At 70.1% G+C, this 16,523-nt stretch carries 19 protein-coding genes; 7 read left to right on the top strand and 12 right to left on the bottom strand.

The window, feature by feature from the left end; genetic code table 11:
• Positions 1-38 precede the first annotated feature (38 nt).
• Complete coding sequence (locus ACQEU1_RS42580; protein ID WP_433215680.1) at positions 39-749, top strand: type 1 glutamine amidotransferase domain-containing protein; 711 nt, start codon at positions 39-41, stop codon at positions 747-749.
• Between the two features lie 2 nt (positions 750-751).
• Here ACQEU1_RS42580 and ACQEU1_RS42575 read toward each other — a convergent pair whose 3' ends face one another.
• The 5 genes from ACQEU1_RS42575 to ACQEU1_RS42555 are packed head-to-tail and all read right to left on the bottom strand — an operon-like array spanning position 752 to position 4,743.
• On the bottom strand, positions 752-1,213 hold the full coding sequence (locus ACQEU1_RS42575; RefSeq protein ID WP_433215677.1) for a CAP domain-containing protein: 462 nt from the start codon (positions 1,211-1,213) through the stop codon (positions 752-754).
• Positions 1,213-1,596: a cysteine/serine endopeptidase inhibitor gene (locus tag ACQEU1_RS42570; protein WP_433215674.1), complete on the bottom strand. Its 384-nt coding sequence runs from the start codon at positions 1,594-1,596 to the stop codon at positions 1,213-1,215. The genes ACQEU1_RS42575 and ACQEU1_RS42570 overlap by 1 nt, the downstream gene beginning before the upstream one ends.
• Before the next feature lie 28 nt (positions 1,597-1,624).
• Positions 1,625-2,377, bottom strand: a complete 753-nt coding sequence (locus ACQEU1_RS42565; RefSeq protein ID WP_433215671.1) for a thaumatin family protein — start codon at positions 2,375-2,377, stop codon at positions 1,625-1,627.
• A gap of 57 nt (positions 2,378-2,434) precedes the next feature.
• Positions 2,435-3,553 carry a helix-turn-helix transcriptional regulator gene (locus ACQEU1_RS42560; protein WP_433215668.1) on the bottom strand — a complete coding sequence of 373 codons (1,119 nt, stop codon included), beginning with the start codon at positions 3,551-3,553 and terminating at the stop codon, positions 2,435-2,437.
• The gene (locus ACQEU1_RS42555) at positions 3,550-4,743 is read right to left on the bottom strand and encodes a LuxR C-terminal-related transcriptional regulator (protein ID WP_433215665.1); all 1,194 of its coding nucleotides are present in this window, start codon (positions 4,741-4,743) and stop codon (positions 3,550-3,552) included. Before ACQEU1_RS42555 ends, ACQEU1_RS42560 begins: the two co-directional genes overlap by 4 nt.
• Positions 4,744-5,022: 279 nt before the next feature.
• On the opposite strand from ACQEU1_RS42555, the gene ACQEU1_RS42550 reads away from it, so the two are divergent.
• Complete coding sequence (locus ACQEU1_RS42550; protein ID WP_433215662.1) at positions 5,023-6,003, top strand: hypothetical protein; 981 nt, start codon at positions 5,023-5,025, stop codon at positions 6,001-6,003.
• Here the strand turns inward: ACQEU1_RS42550 and ACQEU1_RS42545 are convergent.
• On the bottom strand, positions 6,000-6,905 hold the full coding sequence (locus ACQEU1_RS42545; RefSeq protein ID WP_433215659.1) for a LysR family transcriptional regulator: 906 nt from the start codon (positions 6,903-6,905) through the stop codon (positions 6,000-6,002). The two genes, ACQEU1_RS42550 and ACQEU1_RS42545, sit on opposite strands and share 4 nt — an antisense overlap.
• A gap of 72 nt (positions 6,906-6,977) precedes the next feature.
• Between ACQEU1_RS42545 and ACQEU1_RS42540 the strand changes: the two genes are divergently transcribed.
• Positions 6,978-7,634, top strand: coding sequence for a nitroreductase family protein (locus ACQEU1_RS42540; protein WP_433215656.1), 657 nt, complete (start codon positions 6,978-6,980; stop codon positions 7,632-7,634).
• A 38-nt stretch (positions 7,635-7,672) separates the two neighbouring features.
• Complete coding sequence (locus tag ACQEU1_RS42535) at positions 7,673-8,530, top strand: AraC family transcriptional regulator (RefSeq protein WP_433215653.1); 858 nt, start codon at positions 7,673-7,675, stop codon at positions 8,528-8,530.
• On the opposite strand, the gene ACQEU1_RS42530 is transcribed toward ACQEU1_RS42535, so the two are convergent.
• From ACQEU1_RS42530 to ACQEU1_RS42515, 4 genes are all read right to left on the bottom strand, one after another.
• A complete protein-coding gene (locus ACQEU1_RS42530) occupies positions 8,508-9,686 on the bottom strand; it encodes a hypothetical protein (protein WP_433215651.1) in 1,179 nt (392 codons plus the stop codon). The genes ACQEU1_RS42535 and ACQEU1_RS42530 overlap by 23 nt on opposite strands.
• A 3-nt stretch (positions 9,687-9,689) precedes the next feature.
• Positions 9,690-10,505, bottom strand: a complete 816-nt coding sequence (locus ACQEU1_RS42525; protein WP_433215648.1) for an SDR family NAD(P)-dependent oxidoreductase — start codon at positions 10,503-10,505, stop codon at positions 9,690-9,692.
• A gap of 85 nt (positions 10,506-10,590) precedes the next feature.
• Positions 10,591-12,264: an AMP-binding protein gene (locus tag ACQEU1_RS42520; RefSeq protein ID WP_433215645.1), complete on the bottom strand. Its 1,674-nt coding sequence runs from the start codon at positions 12,262-12,264 to the stop codon at positions 10,591-10,593.
• Between the two features lie 130 nt (positions 12,265-12,394).
• Positions 12,395-13,390, bottom strand: coding sequence for a 4,5-dihydroxyphthalate decarboxylase (locus tag ACQEU1_RS42515; protein WP_433215642.1), 996 nt, complete (start codon positions 13,388-13,390; stop codon positions 12,395-12,397).
• 141 nt (positions 13,391-13,531) lie between these two features.
• Here ACQEU1_RS42515 and ACQEU1_RS42510 point away from each other — a divergent pair, with 141 nt between their 5' ends.
• From ACQEU1_RS42510 to ACQEU1_RS42500, 3 genes are all read left to right on the top strand, one after another.
• A complete protein-coding gene (locus ACQEU1_RS42510; protein ID WP_433215639.1) occupies positions 13,532-14,113 on the top strand; it encodes a TetR/AcrR family transcriptional regulator in 582 nt (193 codons plus the stop codon).
• 73 nt (positions 14,114-14,186) lie between these two features.
• Entirely contained in the window at positions 14,187-14,948 is a 762-nt protein-coding gene (locus tag ACQEU1_RS42505; protein ID WP_433215636.1) for a LuxR C-terminal-related transcriptional regulator, read from the top strand.
• The gene (locus ACQEU1_RS42500; protein ID WP_433215633.1) at positions 14,949-15,371 is read left to right on the top strand and encodes a nitroreductase family deazaflavin-dependent oxidoreductase; all 423 of its coding nucleotides are present in this window, start codon (positions 14,949-14,951) and stop codon (positions 15,369-15,371) included.
• Here ACQEU1_RS42500 and ACQEU1_RS42495 read toward each other — a convergent pair.
• Both ACQEU1_RS42495 and ACQEU1_RS42490 read right to left on the bottom strand, forming a co-directional pair.
• Positions 15,327-15,890, bottom strand: coding sequence for a hypothetical protein (locus ACQEU1_RS42495; protein ID WP_433215630.1), 564 nt, complete (start codon positions 15,888-15,890; stop codon positions 15,327-15,329). The two genes, ACQEU1_RS42500 and ACQEU1_RS42495, sit on opposite strands and share 45 nt — an antisense overlap.
• Complete coding sequence (locus ACQEU1_RS42490) at positions 15,887-16,450, bottom strand: TetR/AcrR family transcriptional regulator (RefSeq protein ID WP_433215627.1); 564 nt, start codon at positions 16,448-16,450, stop codon at positions 15,887-15,889. The genes ACQEU1_RS42495 and ACQEU1_RS42490 overlap by 4 nt, the downstream gene beginning before the upstream one ends.
• Between the last annotated feature and the right edge of the window lie 73 nt (positions 16,451-16,523).

Below are 16,523 nucleotides of genomic sequence, written 5' to 3'. Positions count from 1 at the left end.
GGCAACGTATCAGTCCCGCGGGTGGCAGGATCGGATCCGTGCGAGTGCTGCTCCCCCTCCCCGACCAGGACTTCGACGTCACCGAGGTGGCGGTGCCCTGGCGCCTGCTCACCGACGCGGGCCACGAGGTCGTCTTCGCGACCGAACGCGGCGGCGCGGCGCCTCAGGCCGACCCGCTGCTGCTGACGGGCGTGCTGTTCGGCAGGCTCGGCGCCGAGGCCGAGCCGAAGGAGTTCTACCGGCAGCTGCTCGACGACCCCGCCTACCGCGCGCCGGTCGCCTGGGGGTCGGTGGTGCCGGAGGAGTTCGACGGGCTGGTCCTGCCGGGCGGGCACGCGCCGGGGATGCGCCAGTACCTGGGTTCGGCGGAGCTCCAGCAGGTCGTCAAGGGGTTCTGGGCGCTGGAACGGCCGGTGGGCGCGATCTGCCACGGCGTGCTGGTGCTGGCGCGCGCCGGGGTGCTCGGCGGGCGGCGGACGACGTGCCTGCCCAAGTACATGGAGCGGACGGCCTACCTCGCCACGGCGTGGCGGCGCGGGCGGTACTACCGGACGTATCCCGCGTACGTGCAGGACGAGGTCACGGCGTCGGGCGCGGTGTTCGAACGCGGGCCCGTCGAGCTGAGCGACCGGGGTACGGCCACCGACGACGGGCCCGCCTTCGTGGTGCGGGACGGCAACTACGTGTCGGCGCGCTGGCCGGGCGACGCGTACCTGTTCGCCAGGAGCTTCGCCGCGCTGCTCGGCTGACGTCAGCGGGTGCCGAAGTCCTGCGTCCAGTAGTGGCCGTACTTCGTGCCCGCCTTGTACTGGTAGCCGACGCCGATGTCCTTCAGCGCGCAGTTGAGGATGTTCGCGCGGTGCCCGGCGCTGTTCATCCAGCCCCGCACGACGGCGGCGGCGGTCGTGTGACCGGCGGCGACGTTCTCGGCGGCCCTGGTCCAGCGGGTGTAGCCCGCCCGTTCGATCCGGACGACCACCGTGCTGCCGTCCGAACCCGTGTGGCCCATGAAGTTGTGCGACGCCATGTCCGCGGAGTGGCGCTGGGCCGCGGTGTTCAGGGCGGCGTTCGCCTTCACCGCCGCACAGCCCGCCTTGGCCCGTTCGGCGTTCGTGAGGGCGATGACGTCCTGCTGGACGGTGGCCGCGGAGGCCTGCGGTGCGAGGGTGGCCGCCAGGGCGAGGGTCGTGGCGGCGAGCAGGGACGTGCGCATCAGACGATCTGCCAGGTCACGTTGATGATGCCCACGTCGGGGTTGGCCAGCTTGGCGAACGCGGGGCGGCTCAGGTCGATCTTGTTGCTCCCGCAGCTCGGGCACTTGTCCCTGATCGGCACGGTGATCGTCTTGCCGTTGTGGGTGACCCTGATCGACTTGCGGCACAGCGGGTCGTTGTTCGGGTTGGGCGTCGTCCACAGCGCGGCGGGGGCCGCGACCAGCAGTTCCGTCGCCGCGTTGATCTTGGTGCCGCACGCGCCGTAGCCCGCGTCGTTGTACCAGCTGGAGGTGCCGCTCACGGCCGAGGCGGTGCCGGAGAAGACGAACGACACGACCGCCGCCGACGCCAGGACGCCGAGCGCCTTCAGGGTGGACTTCATGGTTTTCCTTTCAGGGATGGGAAAACGCTCAGGCCACGGAGTGGAACGTGACCTTGAAACCGCTGCAGTTCGCGCACTGGAACACGGTCTGGTTGCCCGGCTCGGTGTCCTGTTTGGACCACGCGTAGGCCTTGGGGCAGCGCGATTTGATGGTGTTGCTGTAGTCCGTCGGCGCGTCGCGGTTCGGGTTGACGCAGTTGACCCGCTTGCCGTTCAGGTACTTGACGTACGCGGGGTTGCAGCGGGGCAGCAGGTTCTCGGTGCACCCGGCGGTGCCGCAGGACGTGGAACCCGGTGGCGGGCTCGCGTTCACGGCGGAGATGGACACCGGCACGGAGAACGCGTTGACGTAGCTGACGTTGTACCAGGGCGCCAGCCGGTCGCGGGTGTCGAAGTTGAACTCGGCGAGGCTCGCGGGCTGCTCGCCGGTGACGCACCGGGCGGCCTGGACCCCGCAGTCGCCGACCGCGCAGCGGAAGTTCGAGCCCGGCGTCCCGGTGCAGCCCTGGCGGGCGAAGAACGTGCCGCGCCAGTGGCCGGGGGCGGCGGTCTCCGGGATCGTGACCGTCGCGGACTGGCCGTTCTGCAGCGTCGGCAGGTACGTCAACGCCTTGGAGCCGTCCGCGTTGACCTGGCTGCCGACCCAGATCGTCTGGCCGGTGTTGTTGACCAGCGTGACGGTGTGGTCGACCGCCGCGTTCGCCGAAGGCGTCAAGGCCCCGAGCACGAACGCGAGTGCGAACAACGCCGAGGCCCAGCGGCCGAGTGGTCGTGCGAGCATCCGAGAGCTCCCTTCCCGCGCCTCCGGCGTAGCGGCACCGGAGTCAGGACTCCACGATCACGCGGGGAAGCCGTCCGAGGCACCACGGTGGGTCCGCAAGGTCCTCAGCTCCCGCCGCCCGGACAGCCCGAGCTTGCGGTAGACCCTGGTCAGGTGTAGTTCGACGGTCCGCGTGGCCATGGCGAGCCGTGCCGCGACCTCCCGGTTGGCGAGGCCCGCCCGCACCAGCCGGACGACCTCCGTCTCGACTGGGGTCAGCGCGGGCGCCTCGCCACGCACGGTCCCGCAGCGCCGCACGAGCACCTCGTGGCCGATGTCGAGTGCCGTGGCCCGTGCCCGGTCGTAGATCTCCCCCGCCTGCTTGCCCTGTGCGGTCAGGTGGTCGGCGTAGTCGCACAGCACGTGTGCGAGCTCCGCCCTGGCGTGCGCCAGTTCCAGCAACCGGATCGCCCGTTCGTACGCCACCAGGGCCTCGCCGCCGGACGAGCACGCCGCCACCGCCGCGAGACTCGTCCCGAGGGCACGCGGCTCACCCCACCGGCACGCCGCGGCGTGTTCCTCCGCCGCGAGGCGACAGGCCAGGCCGGTGTCGCCGCACGCCAGCGCGGCACGCGAAGCCCAGGCGCGCCAGGGCAGCACGGCGGGGTTGACGACACCGGTGGCCTGTCCGAACGCGAGGTGGGCCGTCAGCGCGTCGTCCGGACGTCCAGCGGCCATCGCCACCACGGCCTCGGCCGCGAGCAGCAACGCACCGGACCCGCCGTGGCCGCGCAGCACCGCCTCGGCCGCCCTGGGCTCACCGAGCGCGACGAGCACCTCCACCGACCAGAACAGCACCTCCGGCCGGATCCCGTCCTCGGCACCGTTGTCCCGCAACGCCTCCAGCAGCGCGGCGCACCTCGTCAGGTCGCCGGTGCGGCGCGCGACCTGGGCCCGGACGAGCAGCACGTGCTCGGCCAGCGCGCGGTCGTCCGGGCTCTCGTCGAGCACCGCGATGCTGTGCGCGTCGGCGACCACGAGCTCACCGGCGCAGACCAACGCCCCCAACGCTTTCGACACGCACGACGCGCTCCCGCGGCACACGGGATCGGCCAGCGCGTGCTCGGCCGCCTGGACCGCGTCCGGCCAGTTCTCGCCCGCCGCGACCAGCCCCACGGCGAGTTCGCACGCTCTCACGCCGTGGGGACGAACGCCCGGCGCAGCCCCGGTCTCCCCGCCACCCCCATCTTGCGGTAGACGGCGGTGAGGTGGAACTCGACCGTCCGCAGCGTGAGCCCCAGCTCGCCGGCGATCTCCCGGTTCGACCGCCCGGCCCTCGCCAGCAGGGCGATCCGGCGTTCCTGCCCGCTCAACGCCGACTCGCCGTCGTTGCGCAACAGCCTGGCGGCCAGCGCGTCCGCCACTTCGATCCACTGTGGACTGAACGCGGCCTCGCGCAGCCGTCGCGAGTGTTTGCGGGCACGATCGACCTCACCGCGCGCGAGCAGCAGCTGCGCCAGGTCGTGCCGCGCCCGCAACGCGTCGGCCGTGGTCTCTCCCAGCACCGTCAGCGCCTCCTCCAGCAGCAGGTCGTCCCCGCCGCGGGCCAGCGCGGCCGCGTGCAGGGCGAGGCCGATCCCCCGCCGCGCACCCCACCGCCGGGCGGCGACGAGGTCCTTCTCGGCGAGCACCCGCGCGAGCACGAGATCGCCGAGGTCGGCGGCGGCGAGAGCGGCCGACGACCGCCACGGCAGCACCGCCGGGTTGACCACGCCCCAGGCCGCGAGCCGCCGCCCGCAGTCCAGGAACTCGTCCAGCGCCGCCGCGCTCCGCCCCTGCGCCAGCGCCAACCGGCCACGCGCGAAGCACACCTCGGCCCCGTCCGGCTGGTCGGCCAGCAGGGCGCTCGCCCGGTCGAACTCACCGAGCTCGGTCAGCGCCAGCACCAGCCAGGCGACCGCCACGCCCCGGCCCCCGGTCAACAGCCGGACCGCGGCACGGGGATCGCCGCGCAGCACCATGATCCGCCCGCCGAGCAGGTCGTCGCCTCCCGCGAACCAGTGCCGGTGCGCCTCCGCGACCTCGCCGGCGTGCAACAGCACCGTGACGGCCTGCCAGAACGTGCCGGGGTCGAGCACCGTCTCCAACGCACTCCGCGCGACCCTCACCGCCTCGGCCCGGCCCGTGCCGCGGTGGACCGCCTGCACCGCGCGGAACACGGCCGGATCGGCACCCCCGCCGGGACTGCCGGGCAGATAGGCGAGGGCGGCCGGGTCGCACCCCGGCACGGCGTCGCCCGCGAGCTCGTCCGCCTCGTTCCACCGGCCGCCGCGCACCAATTCCTGTCGCCTGCGCCGGATTCCGTCGAGCAGACCAGGGTTCGTCATTCGACGTCCTCCCCCGGGATTCGTCTCCGAGCGGATGACCAACTGGTCTGGACCTTACCGCCGACTTCTTCCGGGCAGAACCAGCAGATTCTAGGAATTCACCGATTGGCAAAACAGAAAAAGAAGAGTAATGCCACGCACGCCCCGGCACGCCGCCCGCCCGCACCCCGGCGACCGGAGCCGCCGACCGAACCCAGAACTGATAATTCGTATTACAGCCTTGTTTCGACGCTCCGGCGGCCCTACGGTCCGAAATCACCCCTGAGCGAAGGAGCACCCATGGCACCGACCCGCCGTCAACTTCTGCTCGGCACCGCGAGCGCGGCCCTGCTGGCAGGAGCCGCCACCCCCGCCGTCGCCGCCCCGGCGGGATTCCCCGACTACCGCTACCGCAGGCTCGCCCTCGTCAAGAACAAACTCCGCTACAACCCGACCGGCGAGCTGATCTTCCCGACCATTCGCGGCACAAAGGATCGGATCTCCGGCGCCCTCGCCGCCTACTACCTCTACTACGCGCCGCACGACGCACCGGGCGGAATCTGCCTGGCGTACGCGAACACGCTCGACGAGGAGTTCACCGAGTACGCCGGCAACCCGATCATCACGCGCAACTGGCCCGGCGAGTACTCCGTGTCGCACGTGTCGTCGCCGCACGCGATGTGGAACGACGACGTGAAGCGCATGTACCTGTACTTCCACGGCGAGAACACGGTCACCCGCCTCGCCAGCTCCGCCGACGGCATCCACTTCTCCTACGAGAAGGAGGTCCTGTCCACCCGCCTGCAGCCCGCCGGCACCACCGAGACCTCCTACGCCAGGGTGTTCCGCCACGACCTGACCGCGCGCGGCGCCCGGTACGTCATGGTCTTCATGCTCAACAACACCACCAACCACCGCGACATCGGCTGGGGCTGGTCGGCCAACGCCCGCGACTGGACGTTCTCGCAGACCCCGCTCATCCGGCACCAGGACGTCGGCGCGGTCAACGTCGGCGGCCCGCACCTGCTGTTCCGCAACGACAGCGTCTACGTCGTCTACAACACCGACAAGGGCAGCGGCGGCAACATCCTCATCACCGAGGTGGGCAAGGACTTCAGCAAGCGCAACCACCTCGGCGTCTTCCACGACTCGCTGTCCGGCTCACCGGACAACGGCAGGGCCGCGGCGCCGTCGTTCGGCACCTACCAGGGCCGCGAGTACATGATCTACGAGGCGGGTGACCGGCTGGCGGGCAACATCGCCATCGCCCAGGCGATCTAGCCTCCGAACAACGAGACGCAGTGCTCGGCGAACGCTTGCGCGCGGCGCGTCAACGCCCCGCCGCGCGCCCAGCCGAGCACCACAGGTGTGGTGGGCACGTCGTCGCGCAACGGCACGGTCACCACCTCCAGCCCCTCGTACGACGAGGTCACGGCCGGTTGCTGCACGGTGATCGAGTAGCCGATCCCCCGCGCCACCAACGACCTCGCCAGCTCGAAGCTGCGCGCCCGGTGCGTCACCACCATCTCCACCCCGGCCGCCGCGAACACCGACCGGAAGTACCGCTCGCTCGGCGCCACGTCGAGCAGCACGAACGGATCACCGGCGAGTTCCCGCAACGCCACGGCACGACGGCGGCGCAGCCGGTGGTCCGCGGGCAGCAGCACGCGAGGCGCCTGGTCGTACAACGGGGTCGTGGCGATGCCCGGCACCAGGTCCTGGTCGTAGAGGAACGCGACCTCGCACCTGCCGGAGACCAGGTCCTCGCCGATCTCCGGCAGGCTGCCCTCCACGAACCGCACCGACACGTCCGGGTGCGCGCGCTCGAACGTCGCGATCGCCGCCGGCAGGTGGAACGGCGCGATCGGCGCGTAGCAGCCGACCGTCAGCACGCCGCTGACCTGCTGGCTCAACCCGCGTGCCTCCGCCCCGAGGTCGCCCATCGCCCCGACCACGCGCCGGGCGTCGGCCAGCACCCGCGTGCCCGCCGCCGTCAGCGCGGCGCCGCGACGGGGTGAGCGGACGACGAGCCGCAGGTCCAACGCGCGTTCGAGTTCGCTCAACGCCAACGAGATCGCGCCCTGCGAGACGTGGCAGCGTGCCGCGGCGGCCGTCACCGACCCGGTCTCGGCCACCGCGATCAGGTACTCCAGCTGCCGCACCGTCACGTTGGGCAGATTCATGAGCTGAGCTTATAACTGCCACGAGAAACTTGAGCTGGCCAAAAGAATCGCCGGCGGGCATCGTCGGAAAGCGTGAGACCACACCGGCACCCGTTCATCCCGTACACGCCACAGCGACTGCCGATCGACGAGGGACTCGGCCGCGGCAGGCGGTTCCACGAGCTGCTCGACGCCCGCAGGTCCGTGCGCTGGTTCTCCCCGGACCCGGTGCCGGCCGAGGCGATCGAGCTCGCCGTCAAAGCCGCGAACACCGCGCCCAGCGGCGCGCACCAGCAACCCTGGCGGTTCGTCGCCACCCGCAACGCCGAGCTGAAGTCACGGATCCGTGCGGCGGCAGAAGAAGAGGAGCACCGCTTCTACCACGAGCGCGAACTGCCCGAGTGGCACGCGGCGCTGGCTCATCTGGAGACCGACGCGACCAAGGAGTTCCTGGAGATCGCGCCCTGGCTCGTGGTCGCGTTCGCGCAGAAGCAGCAGAACGGCAAGAAGACCTACTACACCAACGAAAGCGTCGGCATCGCGTGCGGATTCTTCATCGCCGCGCTGCACTCGATGGGCCTCGCCACCCTCACCCACACGCCGAACCCGATGGCGTTCCTGAGCGAGATGCTCGGCCGCGAAGGCGAACGCCCGTACATCCTCTTCCCGATCGGCTACCCGGCCGGCGACTGCGAGGTCCCGGACCTGACCCGCAAACCGCTCGGCGAGGCGCTCACGTTCGTCGACTGACTTGCCCGATGGTCCCACCGGGAGAGACCATCGGGAACGTGGACGAACTTCGCGCGCTGATCACCAAGCACGCCCGCCAGGACATGACCTCGATCATCGACGACGTGCTGGTGTCGCGGACGACCACGGGCAGCCGGCCAGCACCGGCCATGTCCGGCACGATCCTCGCGTTCGTCGCGCAAGGCCGCAAACGCATCGCCTTAGGTGAGCGCGTGTACGACTACCGCGCGGGCCAGTACCTGGTCGCCTCGATCGACATGCCGATCACCGGCAACTACGTCGACATCAGCCCCGACGAACCCGCGCTCGGCCTCGGCCTGGTCCTGCACCCGGACCGGGTCGCCGAGCTGCTCCTCACCAACGACGTGCCGAAGCCCGCGGGCATCCCGGAGGGTCTGGCCGTCAGCACCGCCTCCCCCGAGCTGATCGACGCGGTCACCCGGCTCGCCCGGCTGCTGGACTCCCCGCGCGACGCCAGGGCGCTCGCCCCGTTGATCAAGCAGGAGATCCTCTGGCGGGTCATGACCGGCGAGCAGGGCGCGGCCGTCCGCGAACTGGGAACGCAGGACAGCGGCCTGAGCCACATCTCCCGTGCCGTGCGGTGGATCCGGGAGAACTACGCCGAGTCGTTCAAGGTCGAGAACGTCGCGCGGATCGCGGGGATGAGCGAGTCGGCGTTCTACCGCAACTTCCAGGCCGTCACGGCGATGAGCCCGATCCAGTTCCAGAAGCAGATCCGGTTGCAGGAGGCCAGGTTGCTGCTCGCGACGAACCGGGACGTGACGAGCGTGAGCCACCGGGTCGGCTACGACAGCCCGTCGCAGTTCAGCCGCGAGTACCGCCGCCAGTTCGGTGCCCCGCCGTCGAAGGACCTCAGGCCTCAGCCCGTTCCCTGACGCTCAGGTACACCGCGCGGACCTCCAGCGTCCGTTCGACCTTCTCCAGCACCGGCGCGAAGAACTGCCGCCGGTGCTCGGCGTCGCTCATCGAGGTCACCGAGAAGTACATGCTGCCGAACGCCGCGAACAGCGTGGCGTTGCGCAGCATCGCCTGCGGCACACCGAGCCACGACGACTTCGCGGGTTCGCCGATCCACTGCTCGGCGATCTCGGGCGTGACCACGATCAGGCCGAGGACCACGAAGAACGCGAACAGCGCCAGCCCGATCACCGCGGCCTGCACCAGCTGCCGGATCGCGAGCATCACCAGCAGGTTGCGGTTCTGCCGGCCGTTCAGCTTCCTGGGCGGCAACGGTTCGGTGATCTCGACGTCCGCCAGCGGGGTGCCCCTGCACGCGCCGGTGAGGATCTCCGGGCGCAGGTCCTGCTCGACGCGGCCGATCTCGTCGCGCAGCCGGGCGGCGGCCGCGAGCACGGTGATCGCGGCGAACAGCAGCACCACGAGGCTGACCCGCGGCCACGGCAGCTTGTTCATCGCCTGCCACAGCTCACCGGTGAAGAACAGGAACAGCGTCACGAACAGCATCGGCGGCAACGCACGCCCCAGCAGGTGCACGCTGTTGCGCAGGTCCGCGATCACGTGCCGGATCGCCGCCTTGAGCAACGCCCCCAGCCCGTACGTCGTGGCGAGCATCGTCGCCACGAACGCCAGCCCGTAGACGACCACGAACCAGATCAGCGCGCCCCACACCGGTTCGGCGTAGTCGTCACCGTCCGGTGCCCGGAACTTGATCTCCATGAAGTACTGCCCCAACGGCGTGACGATCGGGATCGCCGCGTACACCGCCAGCACCAGCACGGTCGTGCGCGCCGAGAACTCGGGCAACCGCCGCACGAACACCGAGAGCAGCACCCACGCCGCGACCATGACCGCGACGATCACGCCGAGCAGCAGACCGCGCGACAGGCCGCTGGACTGCTGCAACACCAGCCACGCGAAGCTGCCGACGGCCACGAACGTCAGCGCGGGCATCATCCGCGGCAGCACGTGCGAGCGGAAGCCGTAGCCCTCGATCATCGTCGGCGCGCCCTGCCGGACGAACCACTGCTCGGTTCGCCGCACCACCGCCGAGGAGACCATGCGGTGGATCATGCCTCACCGCTGGTACAGACGCGCCATGACGGCGAAGTACGACGTGGGCGCGATGCGGGACAGCAGGTCGAACAGGTACGCGTCCGGCCCGACCAGCACGCGCGCCTTCCCGCGTTCGACGCCGCGGTGGATGATCTCGGCGGCCTTGTCCGGCGTGGTCAGGGCGATCCGGTCGAAGTCGGCCTCGATCTGGTCCCGCGACCGGCCCAGCTCGTCGAGCTCGGCGTGGATGCGGCCGTTGCGGATGATGTTGGTCTTGATGCCGCCGGGGTGCACGGTGACCGCGGAGACGCCGGTGCCGCGCAGCTCCTGGCGCAGCGAGTCGGTGAAGCCGCGGACGGCGAACTTCGCGGCGCAGTAAGCACTCTGCTTCGGCATGCCGAGGAGGCCGAAGCAGCTGGAGGTGTTCACGACGACGCCGTAGTTCTGCTTCACCAGCTGCGGCAGGAACGCCCGCGTGCCGTTGACGACACCCCAGTAGTTGATGTCGAACAGCCAGGAGTCGTCCTCCGCCACGGAGTTCAGCACGGTCGTGGACGTGGCGACGCCCGCGTTGTTGAACACGGCCGCGAGCGGCAGGTCCAGCCAGTCCTGCACCTCCTTGGCGAACCGGTGCACGTCGTCGGCGTCGCGGACGTCGAGGATGCGGCTGAGCACCGGGCCGTTCAGCGACGCGGCGGTCTCCTCCAGGCCGATCTCGTCCACGTCGGCGATGACGACCGGTGAGCCGTGCCGGGAAAGCCGCCGGGCGAGACTGCGGCCGATGCCGGAGGCGGCCCCGGTGATCACCGCCGGGCGACCTGAGATCTTGCGGACCATGCGGATGCTCCCTGCTGTGGTGAGCACCTCACGTTTCCAGCGATCGTCCCGCCACGCCAGTGTCGATCAGCTTCGATCGGACGCTTCAGGACCGCAGTTCGGGGAACTGGTCGTCGCGCCACTCCCCCGTCCCCTCGACGCCCTTCTCCTCGCGCTCGCGCAGGTCGACCCGCCGGATCTTGCCGGACACGGTCTTCGGCAGCTCGAAGAACTCCAGCCGCCGGATGCGCTGGAACGGCGCCAGGTTCTCCCGGGCGTGCTTGAGGATCTGCAACGCCGTCTCGCGGCTCGGCTCCCACCCCGCGCTCAACGCCACGTAAGCCTTGGGCACGGCCAGCCTGAGCGGATCGGGCGCGGGCACGACCGCCGCCTCGGTCACCGCCGGGTGCTCGATCACCACGCTCTCCAGCTCGAACGGCGAGATCTTGTAGTCCGAGGCCTTGAACACGTCGTCCGTGCGCCCGATGTAGAAGAGGTACCCGTCCTCGTCCCGGCTCGCGATGTCGCCCGTGTGGTAGTAACCGCCGGCCATCGCCTCGGCGTTGCGCTCCTCGTCCCCGTGGTAGCCGACCATCAACGACACGGGCCGTTGCGCCAGGTCGACGCAGATCTCGCCTTCGTCGGCCGGCTCGCCGCTGATCGGGTCCACCAGCACCACCGGAACGCCCCGCAACGGCCGTCCCATCGAGCCCAGCTTCACCGCGGCACCCGGCACGTTGCCGACCGACAGCGTCGTCTCGGTCTGCCCGAACCCGTCGCGGATCGTGAGCCCCCACTGCTGCCGGACCTGCTCGACCACCTCGGGGTTCAACGGCTCCCCCGCGGCCACGACCTCGCGCAACGAGCCGGGCCCTCCGCTGAGGTCGGCCTTGATCAGCATCCGCCACACCGTCGGCGGCGCGCAGAACGTCGTGACGCCCTTGGCCCGGATCTGCCCGAGCAACGCGGCCGCGTCGAACCGCGCGTAGTTGTAGACGAAGATCGTCGCCTCGGCGATCCACGGCGCGAAGAAGCAGCTCCAGGCGTGCTTGGCCCAGCCGGGCGAGCTGATGTTGAGGTGCACGTCGCCGGGCTTCACGCCGATCCAGTGCATGGTCGTCATGTGCCCGACCGGGTACGACACCTGTGTGTGCTCGACGAGCTTCGGCCGGCTGGTCGTGCCGGACGTGAAGTACAGCAGCAGCCGGTCGTCGGCCCGCGTTTTGGGGTGCGGCAACGGGTTCTCCGGTGCCTCGGCCGTCTCCGCGTAGTCCAGCCAGCCCGCAGCGGCCCCGCCGACCGAGATCAGCACCGTGTCGGCCTTCTGCTTGGTCACGTCCTCGAACTTGCCGGCGTCCTCGACGCGCGCGATGACGTGCCGGACCGAACCCCGGTGCAGCCGGTCGGCCAGGTCGGCGGACCCGAGCGCGGTGGTCGTCGGCATGATCACCGCGCCGAGCTTCATCACCGCGAGCATCGACTCCCACAGCTCGACCTGGTTGCCGAGCATGATCATCACGCTGTCGCCCTTGCCGACCCCGTGCCACGCGAGCCACCGCGCGACGCTGTTCGACCGGCGCCGCAGCTCGTCGAACGAGTAGGCCCGCTCGGAGCCGTCCTCCTCCACGATGTGCAACGCGGTGGCGGAGTTGCCCTCGGCGATGAAGTCGAACCAGTCGTGCGCCCAGTTGAAGCTGCCGTCGAAGCTCGGCCAGCTGAACGCGTCCGGGTCCGCGAGCATGAGGTCGCGGGCCGCGCGGTAGGTGTCGTGACTGGACATGTCCGAGAGGGTGCGAGCGTCCGCGCCCCGGGTATACCCCCATTCGGGGGTGCACCTCATTTCGAGGGTGCGGTCACGTGCCCCTCGTGGTCGGTCACCGCGATGTCGAGCATCGGGTGCACGTCCTCGATCAGGTGTCCAGCAGGGCGGGGGCGAAGATGTCCTCGCTGGTGAGCAGGCGCCGCGAGAGCCCCTGCTCGTGGTGGTAGCGCAGGAACGTGTCGATCGCCGTCCGGTTGGCGGCCAGCCCGTAGGGCCACCAGTCCTCCCCCAGCAGCGCCCTGTTCTCCGCGAAGTGGCTGCTGAACCAGGGCGTGATCACCTCCATGTGCTGCTTCCTCGCGCCTTCCCGGTACTGCCGCTGGACGATCTCCTTCGACTCGGCGAACGCCCGGTAGATCGACCGCAGCAGATCGGTCTCGCCGGCGAGCTCGCGGCGAACGGCGACGAGGTGCATCTGCGGGAAGATCCCGGTGCGCCGGTAGTAGTCGCGCTCGACGGTCTCGTAGTCGGGGAACAGCCGGGCGATCTTCTTCGTCGTGCCGTCCAGCAACGACCGCGGCACGTCGACCGACAGCAGGGCGTCGAGCTCACCGGACTCCAGCATCGCGGCCAGCGTCTGCCCGTCGGCGGCGTGCCGGACGTCCACACCGCTGGGAACCGGCTGCGGGATCCAGTCGAACGCGGGGATCGGGTGGTCGGTCCCGCCGATGACCCAGCTGCACCGCTCGGGCGCGACGCCGTGCTCGTCGCGCAGGATCCCCTTGAGCCACACGCCGGGGTCGGATCCGTACAGCCCGAACTCGCCGACCGTCCTGCCCGCGAGGTCCTCCGGACCGGCGATCCCCGCGTCGGTGTTCACGAACATCGCCGAGTGCCGGAAGTTGCGGGCCGGGAAGATCGGCAACGCCACGAACGGCGCGTCCGGGGTGTCGAACGACCTCAGGAAGTACGTGAGTCCCAGCTCGGAGACGTCGTAGCGGCCTTCGAGCAGGTGGCGGAAGACGTCCGAGGCCAGCGGCTCGACGAAGACCTCGGTCTCGGCACCGTCGATCTCGACGCGCCCGTCGAGCAGCGCCGCCACGGGTTCGTGGGGCGACGACGCGATGCGCAGCTTCGTGGTCATGCTCTCCTCCACAGTTTCCGTAAATGGTCATTCACTTTTACCGTAGGGCGACTCTGGCGAGCCCGCAAGGTAAATGCTCATTCACTTTGAGGTCGGCTAAGATGAACGACCGTTCACTTTCCCCTGGGTTGCGGAGGACACGTGCCGAAGATCAGCGAGGAGCGGCGGGTGGCGAACCGGGCCGCGATCGTCGCCGCCGCGGCCAGGTGCTTCGCGCGCAACGGGTTCCACCAGACGTCGATGCCCGACATCGCCGCCGAGGCCGGGCTGTCCGCCGGGGCTCCCTACCGGTACTTCGCCGGCAAGGAGGACCTGATCGCCGAGGTCGCCGCGCTCGCGTTCGGCGTGCTCTTCCAGCCCGTGAACGACCTGATCGACCAGAAGGCGAACCCGACCCTGGCGGACCTGGTCGCCGCGGCGACCGGCCCGACGGCCGGCGGCGCGTTCGAGGAGGACCTGCTCCGGTGCGCCGTCCAGTCGTGGGCGGAGCTCCTGCGCAACCCCGGCCTCCGCGAGCGCGCGGTCCACGGCGTCGCGGGCAACCTCGACCGCATCGGCGCGGCGCTCGGTCGCACCCTGCCGGACACCGGCGTCGCCCCCGCCACGGGAGCCCGGATCGTCGTCGCGCTGCTGCACGGCTTCCTGCTGCAGCGGGTCGCGTTCGGCCTGGCCGACCCGGTCGCCGCGCAGGACGTGCTCGCCGCCTTCGGCCAGCACTCCTGACGAGCGAGCCGGGATACCCCCGATCGGGGGTGCACCCCTTTTCGAGGGTGCCGTCGTCGGCGAAACTGCGAACGTGCTGCCAGACCGTTTTCAGGCATTGCTGCCGCAGCGCCTGGACATGCTCCGCCGTGCCACCGGGCTGCCCGTCGTGTTCGGCGGTGCGGTGACGTCTGGCCGTGACCTGTTGCTCAGCAGCTTCCAGGGCATGCACGGCACGTCGTTGCACGGCCTGCGCGTCGGCACGGGCCGTGGCCTCGGTGGCACGGCCATCGCGATGGGCACCGCCGTGCGCGTCAACGACTACGCCTCAACTCGCGCGATCACCCACGAGTTCGACCAGATGGTGGTCGTGAACGAACGCCTCACGTCGGTGTTCGCCTACCCCGTCACGGTTCGCGGGACCGTGCAGGGTGTCCTCTACGGCGCCGTCCGCGGGCAGACCACCGTGGGCGATCGGGCGATCAGGATGGCCGGCGCCATCGCGCAGGGATTCGCACAGGACCTGGACATGCCTTCCATTCACACGCAGGCGGCACTGCGCGAGCTGGCCGAGGTGGCCAAGCTCGTCGGTGATCCCGTGCTGCGCGAACGACTTCGCAAGGTCCACCAGAACCTCGGCGGCGAGCCACCGGTGAGTGTCCCGTCCGGACTGACACCACGGGAACTCGATACGCTGCGGCTGGCCGCGGTCGGCGCGTCCAACCGCGAGATCGCCGCAGAGCTCGGGTTGAGCACCGAGACCGTCAAGGCCTACCTCCGGGGCGCGATGCGCAAGCTGGGGGTGCACAACAGAACCGCCGCCGTCCACGCGGCGAGGTCGACGGGAGCGCTCTGAATGTCGTTGATGGAGAAGGCCGTGGTCGGGACCGACCGGCTGCTCTACAAGCTGACCAACGGCAAGTTCACGATCCTCAACCTGTCCAAGCAGACCGGCCTGACGCTGATCACCGTCGGCGCCAGGACAGGCGAGCGGCGCGAGAACCAGGTCCAGTACGTGGCCGACGGAGACGCGATGCTCGTCGTGGGCTCCAACTGGGGCAAGCCGCACCACCCCGCGTGGACGGCGAACCTGTTGAAGAACCCCGACTTCCAGGTCAACGTGGGCGGCGACGTGCGGGACGTGCGCGCGACGTTGCTCGAAGGCGCTGAGCGGGAGGCCGCCTGGACCACGATGGTGGCGGCCTACCCGGCGTTCCAGGACTACGTGGCGCGCTCAGGCGGCCGCGAGCTGCGGGTCTTCCGCCTCACGGCGCGCTGAGTCCCACGCCAGCCACACGCAGCCCGCGATCATGAGGACGCCGTGCGCGATCCTCACCGCGGGCGGCGTGAAGAACTGCGGCAGGAACAACGCGAAGCCCGCCGCGAACACGATCGACGCGGTCGTGCGGAGCCTCAGCGCGACCATGACCGCCGCGACCCCCATCGTGACCAGCCCGATGCCGAAAGTCGTGATGGCGAACGGGTTGTAGCGCACCGCCTCGGCGAGCTCGAGGACGTTCGGCTGCTGCGCGATGGCGTGCAGGCCGAAGTCCTCGGCGCCGTAGTACGGCAGCGTCAGCCCGGCGCCGACCCAGAACGTGATCGCGGCGGTGCGGTGGATCTCCAGCAACGCGATCGGCACCAGGATGAACCCGATCATCGCGAACAGGTGCGACAGAACCCAGGCGGCAGAACCCATCGAGGCCGCCGCACCCGCCGCCGTCGTCTCGTCGTGCCACGGTCTCAACGCCGGGTAGAGCAGGAAGAGCAGGCCTGCGGCGGTCAGCGTCCACTTCACGATTGCCCCCTGAGATCGTCGAGATACATCCGGACGAGCTGGTCGTACGTGTCGTCGAGTCCTTCCGGCAGCCCGAAACCGCCGCTGGACTCGATCGACGCGAAGCCGTGCACGATCACCCGCAACCGCCGCGTGGCGTGGACGGCGGCGGAGCCCTCCAGCCCGTAGCTCCGCAACGTGGCGAGCACGACCTCCATGAACCTGATGCCCGCGTCGCGCTGCAGTTCGTCGTGCAGCGGATCCATTGGCGCAGCGGCATAACGCTTCGGGTACTCACGGACGTACGCGCGATACGCGTGCATGAGCGCCGCCACCGCGTCATCACCCGCACGGCCGATGACCGTGCTCGTGAACCGTTCGGTCATCTCCTCCAGCACGCGCAACCCGATGTGGCCTCGCAGCTCGGCAAGGCTCGCGACGTGCTTGTACAGCGAAGGCGTGGCGACACCGGTCTTCGCGGCCACGGCGGCGAGCGTCAACGCCTCGGCACCGTGCTCGTCGACGAGCTCCAGCGCGGCGTCCACGACCTTCGCGGTGCTGAGACGTTGGCGAACGTTCATAGCGCAAAAGCTAATTCCATTAGCCTGGCAACGTCAAGTGCGGAGATTGCGTGGAGATCTTGCGAACACCCGG

This window comes from Lentzea sp. CA-135723 (assembly GCF_050936595.1).
Classification (GTDB): domain Bacteria; phylum Actinomycetota; class Actinomycetes; order Mycobacteriales; family Pseudonocardiaceae; genus Lentzea.
Note: the sequence above shows the minus strand (reverse complement) of the source record. Positions and strands in the feature narration are given on the sequence as shown.

What these genes read in the sequence shown, in the direction of transcription:
- ACQEU1_RS42570 (WP_433215674.1), bottom strand. Translation starts at nt 1,596, where the DNA reads ATGAAGTCCACCCTGAAGGCGCTCGGCGTCCTGGCGTCGGCGGCGGTC.
- ACQEU1_RS42525 (WP_433215648.1), bottom strand. Translation starts at nt 10,505, where the DNA reads ATGGTCCGCAAGATCTCAGGTCGCCCGGCGGTGATCACCGGGGCCGCC.
- ACQEU1_RS42575 (WP_433215677.1), bottom strand. Translation starts at nt 1,213, where the DNA reads ATGCGCACGTCCCTGCTCGCCGCCACGACCCTCGCCCTGGCGGCCACC.
- ACQEU1_RS42515 (WP_433215642.1), bottom strand. Translation starts at nt 13,390, where the DNA reads ATGACCACGAAGCTGCGCATCGCGTCGTCGCCCCACGAACCCGTGGCG.
- ACQEU1_RS42500 (WP_433215633.1), top strand. Translation starts at nt 14,949, where the DNA reads ATGTCGTTGATGGAGAAGGCCGTGGTCGGGACCGACCGGCTGCTCTAC.
- ACQEU1_RS42520 (WP_433215645.1), bottom strand. Translation starts at nt 12,264, where the DNA reads ATGTCCAGTCACGACACCTACCGCGCGGCCCGCGACCTCATGCTCGCG.
- ACQEU1_RS42565 (WP_433215671.1), bottom strand. Translation starts at nt 2,377, where the DNA reads ATGCTCGCACGACCACTCGGCCGCTGGGCCTCGGCGTTGTTCGCACTC.
- ACQEU1_RS42545 (WP_433215659.1), bottom strand. Translation starts at nt 6,905, where the DNA reads ATGAATCTGCCCAACGTGACGGTGCGGCAGCTGGAGTACCTGATCGCG.
- ACQEU1_RS42550 (WP_433215662.1), top strand. Translation starts at nt 5,023, where the DNA reads ATGGCACCGACCCGCCGTCAACTTCTGCTCGGCACCGCGAGCGCGGCC.
- ACQEU1_RS42555 (WP_433215665.1), bottom strand. Translation starts at nt 4,743, where the DNA reads ATGACGAACCCTGGTCTGCTCGACGGAATCCGGCGCAGGCGACAGGAA.
- ACQEU1_RS42490 (WP_433215627.1), bottom strand. Translation starts at nt 16,450, where the DNA reads ATGAACGTTCGCCAACGTCTCAGCACCGCGAAGGTCGTGGACGCCGCG.
- ACQEU1_RS42530 (WP_433215651.1), bottom strand. Translation starts at nt 9,686, where the DNA reads ATGATCCACCGCATGGTCTCCTCGGCGGTGGTGCGGCGAACCGAGCAG.